Origin of the sequence: Streptomyces synnematoformans (assembly GCF_039531005.1) — a bacterium.
GTDB classification, from domain to species: domain Bacteria; phylum Actinomycetota; class Actinomycetes; order Streptomycetales; family Streptomycetaceae; genus Streptomyces; species Streptomyces synnematoformans.
This window is the reverse complement of the sequence record NZ_BAAAPF010000196.1, coordinates 1-13,841: the sequence shown is the minus strand read 5'-3', so window position 1 is coordinate 13,841 and position 13,841 is coordinate 1. Positions and strand designations below refer to the sequence as shown.

Genomic DNA, 13,841 nt, shown 5'->3' with positions numbered 1-13,841 from the left:
CGTCAGCACGGCGACCAAGGCCCGCGCCTGCCGCCGCGCCGCCTGCTCCAGCGCGGGCCGCGGCACCAGCAGCGGCAGGTTCTCCACGACCGCGTCGCGGCGCAGCGCGGTGCCCAGCGCGCCCGTGCGCAGCGCCCGGCGGACGGCGGGGTCCGGCAGCACCTCGTCGTAGACGCGCTGGTAGCCGTCGGCCTCCCGGACCGCGCCGGTGTAGTACGCCGGGTCGGCCACCGTGTGCCGGCACAGCAGCAGCACCGTCAGCGCGCCCAGCAGCGCGGCGGCGACCACCGTCCAGCTCCGCCGCGCCCCTGACATGTCCTCAGCCTCGGCGGCTCCGGGGCCGCGGACCAGTGCAGCGCGGCCGAAGGGGCGAGCGGGAAACCCGGTTGCGCGCACCCGAACGGGGGCCGAGAATCGCGCGGTGTCCGATCCCGTACGCGTACGACCCGCAGAGCCCGCGGAGCTTCCGGCCCTCCTCGCGCTGCCCGACGACCCCGCCCGCGAAACCGTACCGGCCGCCGAGCGGAACGACGGCGTCGCCGCCTACCTCTCCGACCTGCTGGCGAAGGAGTGCACCCGCCCCGAGTGGTGCTTCCTCGCCGGCCCGGCCGGCGCCCCGCCCCGCGGCAGCGCCGTGCTGTGGAGCCTGCCGGGGCGGGCCGTGCCCGAGGCCGTGGTGCTCGTCGAGGCGCCCTGGGAGGACGCCGACGACGGCCGTTCCGTCGCCCTGCCGCTGCTGGAGCACGCCTGCGCCGAGGCCCGTGCCCGCGGTGCCGCCGAACTGCTGCACGTGCTCGACTCCCCCGTGCAGCCGCCGCAGTACCAGTACGGTCCGGCGGTCCGCGAGCGCGTCTTCGCCGACGCGGACTTCGCGCTCGTCCGCGCCGGCCGCCGCTTCCGCTGGCTCGCCGGGCAGGAGCTGCCGCCGGAGGATCCGCGGCTGACGTTCCGCGGGCTGCCCGAGCTGGGCGAGGAGCCGTTCGTCGCGCTGCTGGCCCGGCTGCTGTCCGGCACCGCGGACACCTGGCTGGCGGCCGACGTCGCCGAGCACGGCCTGCGCGGTGCCGCCGAGAAGCTGTTCGCCGACTCCCGGGAACTGGAGCACGACCCCGCGTGGTACGAGATCGGCTTCACCGCCGCGGGTGCACCGGCCGTGGTGAGCCTGCCGGCCGTCAGCCCTTCCTTCCCGGTCATCGGCTTCGTCGGCGTCGACCCGGACCACCGCGGGCAGGGCTTCAGCGCCTCGGTCGTCGCCCGCGGCACCCGGATACTCGCGGCCCACGGCGCGACCGAGATCCGCGGCGACTGCGACGCCGGGAACGCCGCCATGGCCAAGGGCTTCGAGCGCGGCGGCTACGTCAACTTCGCCGACCGCCGCGAGCTGATCCGCAGGCTCTGAGCCCGGCGGAACGGCCCCGGGTCTCAGTCCGGCCGGCTCCAGTCCGGCCGGCCCCGGTCCAGCCCGGGCCTCAGTCCAGCCCCGCCTTCTCCAGCGCCGTGCAGCAGGTGTCCACCATCAGCCGCGTCACCACGTACGGGTCGACGTTCGCGTTCGGCCGCCGGTCCTCGATGTAGCCCTTGCCGTCCTTCTCCACCTGCCACGGAATCCGCACCGACGCCCCGCGGTCCGAGACGCCGTACGAGTACTCGTCCCACGGCGCCGTCTCGTGCGCCCCCGTCAGCCGGGCCTCGACGCCCGCGCCGTACGCGCGCACGTGCGTGAGCGGCCTGTCGCCTTCGCCCAGCGCCTCGCAGGCGGCGACGATCGCCTCGTAGCTCTCGCGCATCCGCCAGGTGGAGAAGTTGGTGTGCGCGCCCGCGCCGTTCCAGTCGCCCTTCGCGGGCTTGGGGTCCAGGGTGGCGGAGACGCCGAAGTCCTCGGCCGTGCGGTAGAGCAGCCAGCGCGCGACCCACAGCTGGTCCGCGACCTCCAGCGGGCCGAGCGGGCCGACCTGGAACTCCCACTGCCCCGGCATGACCTCGGCGTTGATGCCGGAGAGGGCGAGGCCGGCCTTGAGGCAGTTGTCGAGGTGGGCCTCGACGACCTCGCGGCCGAAGATCTCGTCGGCGCCGACGCCGCAGTAGTAGCCGCCCTGCGGGGCCGGGAAGCCGTTCTCGGGGAAGCCGAGCGGGCGGGAGCCCCGGAAGAAGGTGTACTCCTGCTCGATGCCGAAGACCGGCTCCTGCGCGGCGTGGCGCCCGGCGACCTCGCGCAGCTCGGCGCGGGTGTTGGAGGCGTGCGGGCTGAGGTCCGTGTCGAGGACCTCGCAGAGCACCAGCACGTCGGCGCCGCCGCGGAGCGGGTCGGGGCAGGTGAAGACGGGCTGCAGCACGCAGTCGGAGGAGCGGCCCTCGGCCTGGTTGGTGCTGGAGCCGTCGAAGCCCCAGACCGGCGGCTCGGCCCCGGTCTCGACGACCTTCGTCTTCGAACGCAGCCTGGCGGTGGGCAGGGTGCCGTCGATCCAGATGTACTCGGCCTTGTAGCTCACGGGCGCCGTCCTTCGTGCCGGTGCGGGCGGGGCGCGGTCGTCCCGCCGGATGTGCGGTGTCGTCCTGGGCGCAGCCTGGCAAGCCGCCGTTTCCCGACCGTTGCCCGGGTGTAAACCCGGTGTGTCACGGCCTCCGGCGGGACGGGGTGGTGCTAGCTACACCCCGGGCCGGGGGTACGGCCCCGTGCCCGCGCCCCGGCCGCGCGGCAGACTGTGACGTGCCACCCGGGAAACGGCTGGACGGCCGGGCCGCCGGGCAGGCCGCACGGATCCGGGGACGGGACCGGGACGGGACCGGCAGGACAGAGGGGACCACGGAGATGATCATCCGGAACTGGGCGCTCGCGGGCGTACGCGCGCTGGTGCTGACGGTGCTGTGCACCGCGGCCTCGATCACTCTGTTCGTGCTCACCGTCGTGTCCGTCGTGCTCATCCCGGTACTCGGCATCGGCCTGGTCACCACGCCGTGGGTGCTGGAGGGGGTGCGGTGGCAGGCCAACCTGCGCCGGCTCCTCGCCGCGCAGTGGTCGGACGTGCGCATCCCCGCCACGTACCGCCCGTGGCCCGCGGGCCTGCGGGGCGGGCTCGTCGGCCAGGCGCAGCGCACCCGCCACCTGCTCACCGACCCGGCGACCTGGCGGGACGTGCGCTGGCTGTTCACCGACATGATCGCGGGCACGGTGCTCGCCGTCGTGACGGTCGCGCTGACCTTCTACCCGCTGGAGGGGTACGTGATCGCCGCCGGCGTCTGGGACCCCATGACCTCCGGCGGCGACCAGACCTACTGGTACGGCTTCGTCCCCGTGTCCTCCCAGAGCACCGCGTTCATGGCCGCCGGGCTCGGCACCGCCCTGCTGGTCGTGGGGGTCTTCACCACCCACCGCCTGCTGGGGCTGCACTTCCAGCTGACCAAGGGCGTGCTGGCCCCGCGCGAGGTCGAGCTGGCCGCGCGGGTGGCGCGGCTGACCGAGACCCGCTCGGACGCCGTCGACAACTCCGCCGCCGAGCTGCGCCGCATCGAGCGCGACCTGCACGACGGCGCGCAGGCCCGGCTGGTCGCCATGGGCATGAGCCTGGGCACCATCGAGGCGCTCATCGAGAAGGACCCGGCCAAGGCGAAGCAGCTGGTGTCGAAGGCGCGCGGAGAGTCCGCCGAGGCGCTGACGGAGCTGCGCGACCTGGTACGGGGCATCCACCCGCCGGTGCTCGCGGAGCGCGGGCTCGCGGACGCGGTACGGGCGCTGGCGCTGCGCATGCCGGTGCCGACCGAGGTGGACATCGACCTCGGCACGCCGCCGGGGCGGGCCGCGGAGCCGGTGGAGTCGGCGGCGTACTTCGCGGTCAGCGAGGTGCTGACGAACGCCGTCAAGCACGCGCAGGCGCGGCGCATGTGGCTGGACATGGGATACCGCGAGGGCATGCTGCGGATCGCGATCACCGACGACGGCCGCGGGGGCGCGTCGGTGGCCAAGGGCTCCGGGCTCGCCGGGGTGGAGCGCAGGCTGGGCACGTTCGACGGCGTACTGGCCGTCAACAGCCCGGTGGGCGGGCCCACGATGGTGACCCTGGAGATCCCGTGCGCGCTGTCGTCGCCGAAGACCTCTTCCTTCTGAGCGGACGCGGAGGGACCCTGAGCCGCTGAGCGGCTCTCCCGCACCCGCCGCGCCGGCCGGATCCGGCGATCCCCGGTTCACCGCCGCGCTCACGGGAACCCGGACCGCGAGGTGCACACCACGCACACCACGTGGAGGACATCGTGCCCGAGCACGGCAGGGACAAGATCAGCCCGATACGCGACGACGAGATCGCGAGCGAGATGAGCGGCGAGCTGAACGCCAACCGCTCCACCCGGGCGCAGGAGGAGCACGAGCTCCAGCCGCCCGGCGAGGACCAGCCCGAGAACGACCGCGCGCCCGGCACCACGCTCACCGGCGGCACGCCGACCGGCATCACGGCCGAGGGCGTGGAGCTGCGCAGCGCGCTCGCCCGGCACCTGGGCCGCGGCCTCTACCCCGCCGACCGGAGCGCCGTGCTGGCGACGCTGCGTGCCAACCACGCGCCCGACCGGCTCCTGGAACTCGCCCGGCGGCTGCCCGAGGGCGAGTCGTACGGCAACGTCCAGGCGATCGCCGACGCCCTCGGCCTCGGCGGCGAGGAACGCCGCACCTGAGCCCCCCGGGGCGCGGCCTGTGCCCGCATCACGTACGCCGCGCCCATCGCCTCCGGGTCGGCCGACGGCCGGGTTCCGGTGCCCGACCGGCGAGACGGCGGTCCGCCGCCGGTGTCGGTGCCCGTGGCAGGGGTACGCGGGCGGCACCTGCCCGCCAGGCCACCACGGCAAAGGAGCGCGGAAAGATGAAACTCGACTACCTCGACCCGGTGCTGCACGAGACGGGCCCCTGGGCGTCGGTGTACTTCGGCACCGCGCGGGCGGCGCAGGACGCCGCCCAGCGGCAGGAGCTGCAGGCGCGCGGCGTCTGCGAACGCCTCGCCGGGCAGGGCGCGGACGACGCGACGTGCCGCGCCGTGTACGACGGGCTGGCCGCCTCGACTCCCGACCGGTCAGGACAGGCGCTGTTCGCGACCGGAGGCCGCGTCCGGCTCGCGGTCCCGCTCGCCACCGCCCCGCCGGCCCCGGAGAGCTGCTGGACGGCCCTGCCCCACATCACCCCCCTGCTGGACTACGCGGGCGGCGGGGAGGCCGCCTGCCTGGTCGCGTACATCGACCGCACCGGCGCCGACCTCGACCTGTGGGACGTCGGGGGACGGCATCCGGCGGGCCAGGTACGCGGCCGTGACTGGCCCGTGCACCGCACGCCGAGCTCCGACTGGTCGGAGCGGCACTTCCAGCTCGCGGTGGAGAACACCTGGGAGGAGAACGCCGCGGTCATCGCCGCGGCCATGACCTCCGCCGCGGAACGCACCGGCGCCGAGCTGATGCTCCTCGCCGGCGACCCGCGGGAGCGGCGCGCGGTGCACGACCGGCTGCCGACGCAGCTGCGCGCCGCCGCGGTCGAGACCGACCGGAGCGGACGGGCGGCGGGCGCCGACCGCGGGCCCGCGGTGGCGGAGGCCGACCGGCTGCGCGAGGAGTACGGCCAGGAGGTGGCGCGGGAGGTCCTGGAGCAGTTCCGCGCCGCCCGCGTCCCGGCCGACGGCCGCATCGGCGCGGCCGAGGGCGTTCCCGCCCTCGTCGACGCCGCCCGCGAACACCGGATCGACACGCTGCTCGTCCGCTCCGGGGGCACCGACCTGCACCGCGACGTGTGGGTGGGGAGCGAACCCGATCAGCTCGCCGAACGCCGCACCGAGACCGCGTACCTCGGCGACACCCGACCCGCCGCCGCCCGCGCCGACGACGCCCTGCTGCGCTCCGCGACCGCCGCCGACGCGGAGGTCGTACACCTGCCGGACGGGGATCGCGGCGGCCCGGGCAGCGACGTGCCGGTCGGCGGGCTCGGCGCCCTGCTGCGCTGGCCGTACGAGGGCGGCATCCCGGGCGGCGGCCTCCCGCCGGCGGTGTGACCCGCCCGCCTGCACCGCCCGCCGCGGCCACCGCGTGGCGCTGGCCGCGGCGGGCGCGCACGCGCGGCGGGCCCGGTGGGCGTCGACCGGCGTGAAGAACCCGGCCGCCGACCGTACCCGGACACCTCACGACGCTCCGGGACGCCCTCTGAGACCGTCCGCCGCAACCTCCGCGCGGTGACGGCGTATCCGCTTGCGCTCGGCCTCGCCGAGGCCGCCCCACACCCCCGAAGGCGTGCCGGTGCGCAGCGCCCAGTCCAGGCACTCCACGCGCACGGGACAGCGGCGACACACGGCCTTGGCGCGGGCGTACTGCTCCGCCGCCGGTCCTGACTCCCCCACCGGGAAGAAGAGATCGGGATCCTCGTCGGCACAGGCCGCGCTGTTCCACCACCGCATGCTGCCGCCCTCACGCATCCCGTCCGGTGGGGTCCCCGGTGCGCTCTCTCCGGAGCCGGGCGCCGACGTCGCGGCCTCTGCCGCCGGACAGCCGGCCCTCGGGATCGGTGACGAGCATGGTGTGCAGCCGGTCCAGCACGTCCGTGGGCACGGTCGCCTCCTCACTCGGGTCTCGCGTCCGGGTACCCCTCTCGCGCCGGTGGACACGCGCGCCGCGTACGGGGCGTCAGCACACCCGGGGGTGTGCCGGGGACCAGAACGCCTAGGGCCGGTCGCCCTTCGGCTTGCCGCGCTGGTCCAGCGTGCCGTGCGGCGGCGAGTGGCGGGGCTCCGAGGCGGTGTCCGGGCCGGCCGGGGACCCGGGTTGCGGGGGCGGGGCCACCGAGCCGGTGCCCAGCCCGCCCGGCGAGAGACTGTCGCCCGCGGCGACCTGGCGCATGCGGAACAGGATCGTCTCCAGGACCTGGGCGCGGTTGGCGTGGGTGCGCTCGTAGTTCAGCAGCCGCTCCAACTCCTCGGTGGTCAGGGAGCGGATGCGGTGCCCGATGTCGCCCGCGGACAGCCGGTCGTAGTCGTCCAGCGGCGGTTGGTCGCTCATCGTCGGTGCCTCCTGGGTGCCGTCTGGCTGCTGAGCGCACGGGTACCCCGCCCGCCGGCGGCCGTGCGCGCGTCCGCGCCCCGAGTCGCGCCGGCTGATCAGCCGAAGGAGGCGATGAGGTCGGTGCAGACCTCCTCGCAGCTGCGGCAGGCCGCGGCGCACAGCCGGCAGTGGTCGTGCCCGGCGGCGTGCCGGTCGCACTCGTCGCCGCACGCCTTGCAGGCGGTGGCGCAGGCCTGCAGCAGCTGCCGGGCGAGCTCCGGGTCGTAGCCGGTGCGGCGGGAGAGTACGCGCGCGGTGGTCTCGCAGACGTCGGCGCAGTCCTGGTCGAGGCGGATGCACACGCCGAGGTCGCCGACGCTCTTCTCGGCCAGGCAGGCGTCGCCGCACATCGTGCAGGCCTGCGCGCAGTCGAGGCACTCGCGAATGCCGCGGTTCAGCGTCTCCTCGTCCGGAGTCCCGGCGGGCAGCGGATGCGTGCGGAGCATTTCGGTGACGTACGTGGTCATGCGGAGCCTCCTTCTGCCGTCCCGCGTGTCGTCCTGCGCGACGGGGGTCAGGGCCGGGCGCCGGGGCTGCTCGGCGGCAGCGTGCCTGGCGTCATGCCGTGCGCCGCGCCGCCTCCGGCCCCTGGGGGCGTATCTTCCTACGGCCCGGTGGGACCGCCGCCGGGCGGCTCGGGGATCGGGTTCTCGCTCGTGGCACGCCGGGTACCCGCGGTGGCAGGCGCTCACTCCCGCCCGCGTCGGCCGCGTCCTCGACGAGCGTGCCCGGCGGTCCGAGGCCGGGGCCCAGGTCGCCGCGCGCTCGGCTTGTCCGCCGACGAGTTGCCCGCCGACAGAGACCGCCGCGGGGGGGCGGGGCCCGCACGCCGGAGGGTTTGCGCCGCGGCGATCCGGGACACCCGCGGATCTACGTGCTTGGCGAGCAAGCACACCGCGGGAGGGCTCCTCCGGCGCCCACGTTGTGCGCCCTGTGCACCCGCTCACGCCCTGACCCGATCCCGCCCCCGGAAGGAACACCCATGCTGATGGCCCACTCCGCCGTACTCACCGGCCTGCTTGAGGAGTACGAGGCGCTCACCACGCTGCACGCCGAAGACGGCAGCCCGGAGACTCACCGGCGGTTCCACGACGTCTGCTACACGCTGTGCATCGCCACCGGCACCCAGGACATCGATGCGGCACTCATCGCCGCCCGCCACCGCCTGCCGGGCGCCCGCCTCACCGACGACTCCGCCCTCCCCGCGATCAGCTGATCCGCCACGGTAGGGCCCTGCGCACACGCGCAGAATCCCGGCCATCGTCGTCCTCCCTGCGGCGTAGCGGTGGCTCCCGGATACCCGCCCCACCCGACCAGCAGCCCCGTCTCTTCGGGGAGACGTACTACTCCACCCGGTCGGCGGATCACGTGCGCGGCCGCATCCCCGCGGAGTGCGGCGAAATATTCGATATACGTGATAGGCCAGGTTTGGACGCGCAGCGTGCGGCTACCCCCGACGGTGCGGAATCGAAGCGTGAGGGACGACCGGACGGAGGAGCCGTGGAACCGGCGAAGAGCGAGAACAGCACGGACGGAGAACCGCCCGTCCCCGGCCGCCCGGGGCGCCCGGCCCCGCAGGTGGACGAGCCGACCGACGTGCACGAGCCGTGGCCGCCGAAGCCGGACCAGACCGGGCCCGGCATGTACTCGCCCACCGGCAACCCCCTCACCGCCGAGCGCGGCGCACGGGCGCAGACCGGCGCCTACCTCACCACCGCGCAGGGTCTGCGGCTGACGGAGAGCGACCACTCGCTGAAGGCGGGCGAGCGCGGGCCCGTGCTGCTCCAGGACCACCATCTGCGCGAGAAGGTCATGCAGTTCGACCACGAGCGCATCCCCGAGCGCGTCGTGCACGCGCGGGGCGCCGCCGCGCACGGGGTCTTCCGCGGTTACGGCACCGCGTCCGAGATCAGCAAGGCGGCCTTCCTCGCGGCGGATGTCGAGACGCCCGTCTTCGTACGCTTCTCCACGGTGCTCGGCTCTCGCGGCTCGGCCGACACGGTGCGCGACACCCGCGGCTTCGCGACGAAGTTCTACACCACCGAGGGCGTCTTCGACCTGGTGGGCAACAACATCCCGGTGTTCTTCATCCAGGACGCGATCAAGTTCCCGGACGTCATCCACGCCGGCAAGCCGCACCCGGACCGTGAGATCCCGCAGGCCCAGAGCGCGCACGACACCTTCTGGGACTTCGTGTCCCTGCACACCGAAGCCACCCACCACACCATCTGGAACATGTCCGACCGCGCGATCCCGCGCTCCTTCCGGATGATGGAGGGCTTCGGCGTCCACACCTTCCGCATGGTCGACGCCCGCGGCGGCACCACGCTGGTGAAGTTCCACTGGAAGCCGAAGGCCGGCGTGCACTCCCTGCTCTGGGAGGAGGCCCAACTGCTGGGCGGCATGGACCCCGACTTCCACCGGCGCGACCTCGCCGACGCCATCGAGGCCGGCGCGTACCCGGAGTGGGAGCTGGGCGTCCAGACCTTCCCCGACACCCCGGAGCAGACCTTCGAGGGCATCGACCTGCTCGACCCGACCAAGATCGTTCCTGAGGAGCTGGCCCCGGTGCAGCCCATCGGGCTGCTGCAGCTGAACGCCAACCCCACCAACTTCTTCGCCGAGACCGAACAGGTCGCCTTCCACCCCGGCCACCTGGTGCCCGGCATCGACATCACGGACGACCCGCTGCTCGCCGGCCGCCTCTTCTCCTACCTGGACACCCAGATCAGCCGCCTGGGCGGGCCCAACTTCCCGCAGGTACCCGTCAACCGCACCCACGCGCCCGTCAACGACATGCAGCGCGACGCCATGCACCAGACCGCCGTGCACTCCGGCGTCGCCCCCTACCGTCCCAACTCCCTGGACGGCGGCTGCCCCTTCCTGGCGGGCACCGAGGACCACGGCTACGTGGAGGTCCCGGTCCCCGTCCCCGCGGCCACGAAGGTGCGCGAGGCACCGGCCTCCTTCTCCGACCACACCAGCCACCCCCGCCGCTTCTGGCTCAGCCTCACCCCCACCGAGCGCGAGCACGTCGTCGCCGCCTACACCTTCGAGCTGAGCAAGTGCGACGAGAACGCCGTCAAGGAGCGCAACCTGCGGGTGCTCGCGGACATCGACCCGGAGCTGTGCGGACAGGTCGCCGCCGGCCTCGGGCTCCCCGCCCCCGGCCCGTCGGGCCCGCTCCCGGACGTCACGCCCTCCCCCGCGCTCGCGCAGATCAAGGGCAGCTGGCCGGTGACCGGCCGCGTCATCGGCATCATCGCCGACGACGGCGCCGACCTCGACTCCGTACGGACGCTGCGCGAGGCGGTCCTCGACGGCGGCATGGTGCCCCTGGTCGTCGGCCCGCACGGCGGGCGACTCGGCGGCCGTCCCGGCGGCGGGGAGCCCGTCGTCGTGCAGCGGACCTTCGCCAACGCCCGGTCCGTCGAATTCGACGCGATCCTGCTGGCGGGCACACCCGCCCGCGGCGACGACGCCTACGGCGCCCGCGACGCGAAGGCCGGCCAGGACCCCGCCGCGGCGGACACCGACCCGCGGCTGCTCCCGCTGCTGTCCGAGGCCTACCGGCACGCCAAACCGCTCGGCGGCTGGGCGGACAGCGCGGACCTGCTCGCCGCGGCCGGCTGCCCGCCGCACGCACCCGGGGTCATCGTGGGCGACGAACCGCGCGCCGTGCTGGCGGAGATCACCGGGCTGCTGCGGTACCACCGGGTGTGGGACCGCTTCCCCGCCCGTATCGCCACCGGCTGAGGGACGGGCCGCGAGGTGCGTTGCAGTCAGTTCATCGCCGGGGGGTCCGGCGGCCGGCCGAAGGCACGGTGTCAGGCCAGGCGGGTCGCGGTCTCCAGCATGAGGGCGTGGACGAACGCCTGGGGGAGGTTGCCGCGCAGCTGGCGTTTGCTGATGTCGTACTCCTCGGTGAACAGGCCCGGAGGGCCGCACGCGGCCCGGTTGCGCTCGAACCACCGCAGGGCTTCCGCGCGGTTGCCCTGCTGGTGCTCGGCCAGCGCGGTCATGTACCCGCACAGCAGGAAGGCGCCCTCGGCGTCCTCAGGGGGCCGCTCGTCGTGGCGGAAGCGGTAGGCGTAGTGGTCGCGGGTGAGGTCACGCCGGTACGCGTCGAGGGTGCGGACGGTCCTCGGGTCGTCGGCCGGGAGGAGGCCGCGTAGCGGCGGCAGCAGGAGGGCGCCGTCGACGCCGGGGTCGTCCGGGGCGCGTTGCCAGCGGCCCGTGGGGTGGAGGCTGGTCGCGGCCGTGTCGGCGAGCAGGTCGTCGGCGAGGTGCACGGCCCGCCGGCCGTCGGCGTCCAGCCGGTCCTCACGCAGAGCCGCGGCGAAGAGCAGCAGCGCCTCGCCGAAGGCGTCGAGCTGGAACTGGCGGTTGACCCGGTTGCCGACGCGGTTGAACCCGCCCGGGTAGCCGGGCAGGTCGAGGGTGCGCTGGTCGGGGAGGGGGCCGCCGGCGACGGTGTAGGCGGGCGCCATCCGGGCCCCGTCCTGGTGCAGCCGGGCGGAGACGAACCGCACCGCGTCGTCGAGCATCGGGTAGCCGCCGGCGACCGCGCCGGCCTGGCCCGCCAGGCATGCGTCGCGGATCCATACGTAGCGGTGGTCGTAGTTGCGTCCCTCTTCGGCCCGCTCCGGCAGGCTCGTGGTCGCCGCGGCGACCATGCCGCCGCTCTCGCTGGTCAGACCGCGGAGGACGGAGTAGGAGTGCCGCACGTCCGTCCTCCTCGGCGAGGGCGGGGCGCAGCCGGGGCGCCTGACAGCGCCAGGCGTGCTCGGTCGCGCTCCAGTACTGTGCGGGGTCCCGGGTGGCGGGGAACGGTCGCTCGGACAGCTCCAGCACGAGATCGTGTTGCTCGCCGGGCTTCAGGGCGAGGCGCATGTCCAGCCCTGCCTGCCGCGTATCGCCGCCGTCGCGTACGCGGGCGCCTTCGGCTCCGTTCCAGCGCCACCGGAGGGACCCGCTGCGGCCCGTCCAGGCCCCGCTCTGGTCGCGCCGCAGCTGCCCGGACGGCTCCGCGCCGAAGCCGGCGCGGGGCTCCAGCACCACGGCGAGGTGGGCGTTCCCGCGCACTGCCGTGATGCGGCGGAGCAGCACAGCGTGCCGCCGGTCGCCGGGGAAGGCGAGGCACTCGCGGCATTCGACGACGCCCTCCTCCGTGATCCAGCGGCTGCGCCAGATCAGGGTGCCCGCCTCGTAGTAGCCGCCCCACACGAAGCGGCCGCACGGCGCGACCGTGTAGTGCCCGGAGCCGCCGACCCAGGCCAGGGTCATCGCATGGTCTCCTTGGTCTCCCGCGCCGGCCGGCGGTGAGCGAGCGCCGGCCGGTTCGTGGACTTCGCTGCGGCGACTCGGTTCGCGTCCGCCCGCGCCCGTACCCCTGCCCAGCCCCGGCCCCGTCTGCCCGCATGCTTCCCCCTGCGCGGGCCCACGGGGCACGGCACGCTGCGGGTTACCCCGATCGACGCAGGAAAACGGCAGACGCGCCCCCTCCGGCCCCGAGGGCGAACCAGGGAACGGACACCACGTCGAGGAGTGACGCCACACGGGCACGGAGGCGCCTCATTCGCTCTCTGACCTGCCGCAACAGTCAATGCCCCGGACAGGGTTCGGACCCGCGGCCTAGGCTTCAGGAGAGCGTCGCTCGCTCGCCATCGGCGTCGCGGCCCGGCCGCGGGCGTGGACTATGATCATGCAGGTGCCCCCCTGCTCACCCGGCAGAGGGGCACGTGACCAGGCACTTGGGAGACTCCGTGCGCGCTGTCATCGCCGAAGACCTCTTCCTTCTGAGGGACGGTCTCGTCCGCATGCTCGAAGCGTACGACTTCGAGATCCTGGCCGCGGTGGACAACGGCCCGGAGCTGGCACGTGCCCTGGACGAGCTGGAACCGGACGTCGCGGTGGTCGACGTCCGGCTGCCGCCGTCGTTCTCGGACGAGGGCCTGCAGTGCGCGCTCCAGGCGCGGGCGAAGCGACCCGGGCTGCCGGTGCTGGTGCTCTCGCAGCACGTGGAGCAGCTGTACGCGCGCGAGCTGCTGGCCGACGAGCGCGGCGGGGTGGGCTACCTGCTGAAGGACCGGGTCTTCGACGCCGAGCAGTTCGTCGACGCGGTACGGCGCGTGGCGGACGGCGGTACGGCCATGGACCCGCAGGTCATCTCGCAGCTGCTGAGCCGGCGCGCGGCGCAGGACCAGCCGGTGAACACCCTCACCCCGCGGGAGCGCGAGGTGATGGAGCTGATGGCGCAGGGCCGTTCCAACGCCGCGATCGCGGAGCGGCTGGTGGTGACCGAGCGGGCGGTCGCCAAGCACACGTCCAACATCTTCACCAAGCTGGGGCTGCCGCCGTCGGACGACGACAACCGCCGGGTGCTGGCGGTGCTGGCGTACCTGGACCACGGCTGACGGCGCGGCGGGCGCCGGCCGGGGTGCTGCCGGCGCGGGCCGGCGCGGTGCGGGCGGCGGAGTGACCATCCGAGGATTCACTCGTTCTACCCAGCGTGGATCAGCAGGCCGTCACCGCCCGGAAGGCTGCGGAGCCGACACCGCCCGCGGACACCGTCACCCCGCCCGTCGACGTCGAGCAGGCCGAGGCCGCCGTCGTCGAGCACTACGCGCACCTGACGCGGCTCGCGTACCTGCTGCTGCCGACGGGGGAGAGCCGCGGGAAGCGGGTGCTGGCGGCCCACGGCCTGGTGCAGCGCGCGCTGCCCCGCGGACGTACGGCGCTGGCCGCCGCGGCGACGGGCGGCGGACCGGCGGGCAGGGTGCCGGGGC

Annotated in this window: 13 protein-coding genes and 2 pseudogenes; 8 read left to right on the top strand and 7 right to left on the bottom strand. The window is 74.7% G+C overall.

Going from position 1 to position 13,841, the window contains the following annotated elements; genetic code table 11:
- Window positions 1-315 (bottom strand): annotated as a pseudogene (locus ABD317_RS24605) (hypothetical protein); the annotation flags it as partial.
- A 106-nt stretch (window positions 316-421) separates the two neighbouring features.
- Here ABD317_RS24605 and ABD317_RS24600 point away from each other — a divergent pair.
- Entirely contained in the window at window positions 422-1,399 is a 978-nt protein-coding gene (locus ABD317_RS24600) for a GNAT family N-acetyltransferase (protein WP_344292087.1), read from the top strand.
- A gap of 70 nt (window positions 1,400-1,469) precedes the next feature.
- Here the strand turns inward: ABD317_RS24600 and glnII are convergent, their stop codons facing one another.
- Window positions 1,470-2,489 carry a glutamine synthetase gene (gene glnII / locus ABD317_RS24595; RefSeq protein WP_344292086.1) on the bottom strand — a complete coding sequence of 340 codons (1,020 nt, stop codon included), beginning with the start codon at window positions 2,487-2,489 and terminating at the stop codon, window positions 1,470-1,472.
- Between the two features lie 320 nt (window positions 2,490-2,809).
- Here glnII and ABD317_RS24590 point away from each other — a divergent pair, with 320 nt between their 5' ends.
- From ABD317_RS24590 to ABD317_RS24580, 3 genes are all read left to right on the top strand, one after another.
- The gene (locus ABD317_RS24590; RefSeq protein ID WP_344292085.1) at window positions 2,810-4,102 is read left to right on the top strand and encodes a sensor histidine kinase; all 1,293 of its coding nucleotides are present in this window, start codon (window positions 2,810-2,812) and stop codon (window positions 4,100-4,102) included.
- 203 nt (window positions 4,103-4,305) lie between these two features.
- Window positions 4,306-4,659, top strand: coding sequence for a DUF2795 domain-containing protein (locus ABD317_RS24585; RefSeq protein ID WP_425582428.1), 354 nt, complete (start codon window positions 4,306-4,308; stop codon window positions 4,657-4,659).
- 185 nt (window positions 4,660-4,844) lie between these two features.
- Window positions 4,845-6,014, top strand: coding sequence for a baeRF2 domain-containing protein (locus ABD317_RS24580; protein ID WP_344292084.1), 1,170 nt, complete (start codon window positions 4,845-4,847; stop codon window positions 6,012-6,014).
- Window positions 6,015-6,140: 126 nt separating this feature from the next.
- Here the strand turns inward: ABD317_RS24580 and ABD317_RS24575 are convergent, their stop codons facing one another.
- From ABD317_RS24575 to ABD317_RS24560, 4 genes are all read right to left on the bottom strand, one after another.
- Window positions 6,141-6,413, bottom strand: a complete 273-nt coding sequence (locus tag ABD317_RS24575) for a WhiB family transcriptional regulator (protein ID WP_344292083.1) — start codon at window positions 6,411-6,413, stop codon at window positions 6,141-6,143.
- Between the two features lie 10 nt (window positions 6,414-6,423).
- Window positions 6,424-6,564, bottom strand: coding sequence for a hypothetical protein (locus tag ABD317_RS24570; RefSeq protein WP_344292082.1), 141 nt, complete (start codon window positions 6,562-6,564; stop codon window positions 6,424-6,426).
- A 111-nt stretch (window positions 6,565-6,675) separates the two neighbouring features.
- Complete coding sequence (locus ABD317_RS24565) at window positions 6,676-7,011, bottom strand: DUF8129 domain-containing protein (protein WP_027753822.1); 336 nt, start codon at window positions 7,009-7,011, stop codon at window positions 6,676-6,678.
- A 98-nt stretch (window positions 7,012-7,109) separates the two neighbouring features.
- Window positions 7,110-7,520, bottom strand: a complete 411-nt coding sequence (locus ABD317_RS24560) for a four-helix bundle copper-binding protein (RefSeq protein ID WP_344292081.1) — start codon at window positions 7,518-7,520, stop codon at window positions 7,110-7,112.
- Between the two features lie 515 nt (window positions 7,521-8,035).
- Here ABD317_RS24560 and ABD317_RS24555 point away from each other — a divergent pair.
- Window positions 8,036-8,269 (top strand): DUF5133 domain-containing protein, encoded by a 234-nt coding sequence (locus ABD317_RS24555; protein ID WP_344292080.1) that lies wholly within the window; start codon window positions 8,036-8,038, stop codon window positions 8,267-8,269.
- A 284-nt stretch (window positions 8,270-8,553) separates the two neighbouring features.
- Complete coding sequence (locus tag ABD317_RS24550; RefSeq protein WP_425582427.1) at window positions 8,554-10,809, top strand: catalase; 2,256 nt, start codon at window positions 8,554-8,556, stop codon at window positions 10,807-10,809.
- Between the two features lie 71 nt (window positions 10,810-10,880).
- On the opposite strand, the gene ABD317_RS24545 is transcribed toward ABD317_RS24550, so the two are convergent.
- Window positions 10,881-11,780 carry a glycoside hydrolase family 15 protein gene (locus ABD317_RS24545; RefSeq protein ID WP_344292079.1) on the bottom strand — a complete coding sequence of 300 codons (900 nt, stop codon included), beginning with the start codon at window positions 11,778-11,780 and terminating at the stop codon, window positions 10,881-10,883.
- 1,038 nt (window positions 11,781-12,818) lie between these two features.
- On the opposite strand from ABD317_RS24545, the gene ABD317_RS24540 reads away from it, so the two are divergent.
- Window positions 12,819-13,469, top strand: a complete 651-nt coding sequence (locus tag ABD317_RS24540) for a LuxR C-terminal-related transcriptional regulator (protein WP_027753828.1) — start codon at window positions 12,819-12,821, stop codon at window positions 13,467-13,469.
- Window positions 13,470-13,564: 95 nt separating this feature from the next.
- A pseudogene (locus ABD317_RS24535) lies at window positions 13,565-13,841 on the top strand (hypothetical protein); the annotation flags it as partial.

Coding starts and splice junctions, on each gene's coding strand:
- ABD317_RS24590 (WP_344292085.1), top strand. CDS start 2,810: ATGATCATCCGGAACTGGGCGCTCGCGGGCGTACGCGCGCTGGTGCTG.
- ABD317_RS24585 (WP_425582428.1), top strand. CDS start 4,306: ATGAGCGGCGAGCTGAACGCCAACCGCTCCACCCGGGCGCAGGAGGAG.
- ABD317_RS24580 (WP_344292084.1), top strand. CDS start 4,845: ATGAAACTCGACTACCTCGACCCGGTGCTGCACGAGACGGGCCCCTGG.
- ABD317_RS24575 (WP_344292083.1), bottom strand. CDS start 6,413: ATGCGGTGGTGGAACAGCGCGGCCTGTGCCGACGAGGATCCCGATCTC.
- ABD317_RS24565 (WP_027753822.1), bottom strand. CDS start 7,011: ATGAGCGACCAACCGCCGCTGGACGACTACGACCGGCTGTCCGCGGGC.
- ABD317_RS24560 (WP_344292081.1), bottom strand. CDS start 7,520: ATGACCACGTACGTCACCGAAATGCTCCGCACGCATCCGCTGCCCGCC.
- ABD317_RS24555 (WP_344292080.1), top strand. CDS start 8,036: ATGCTGATGGCCCACTCCGCCGTACTCACCGGCCTGCTTGAGGAGTAC.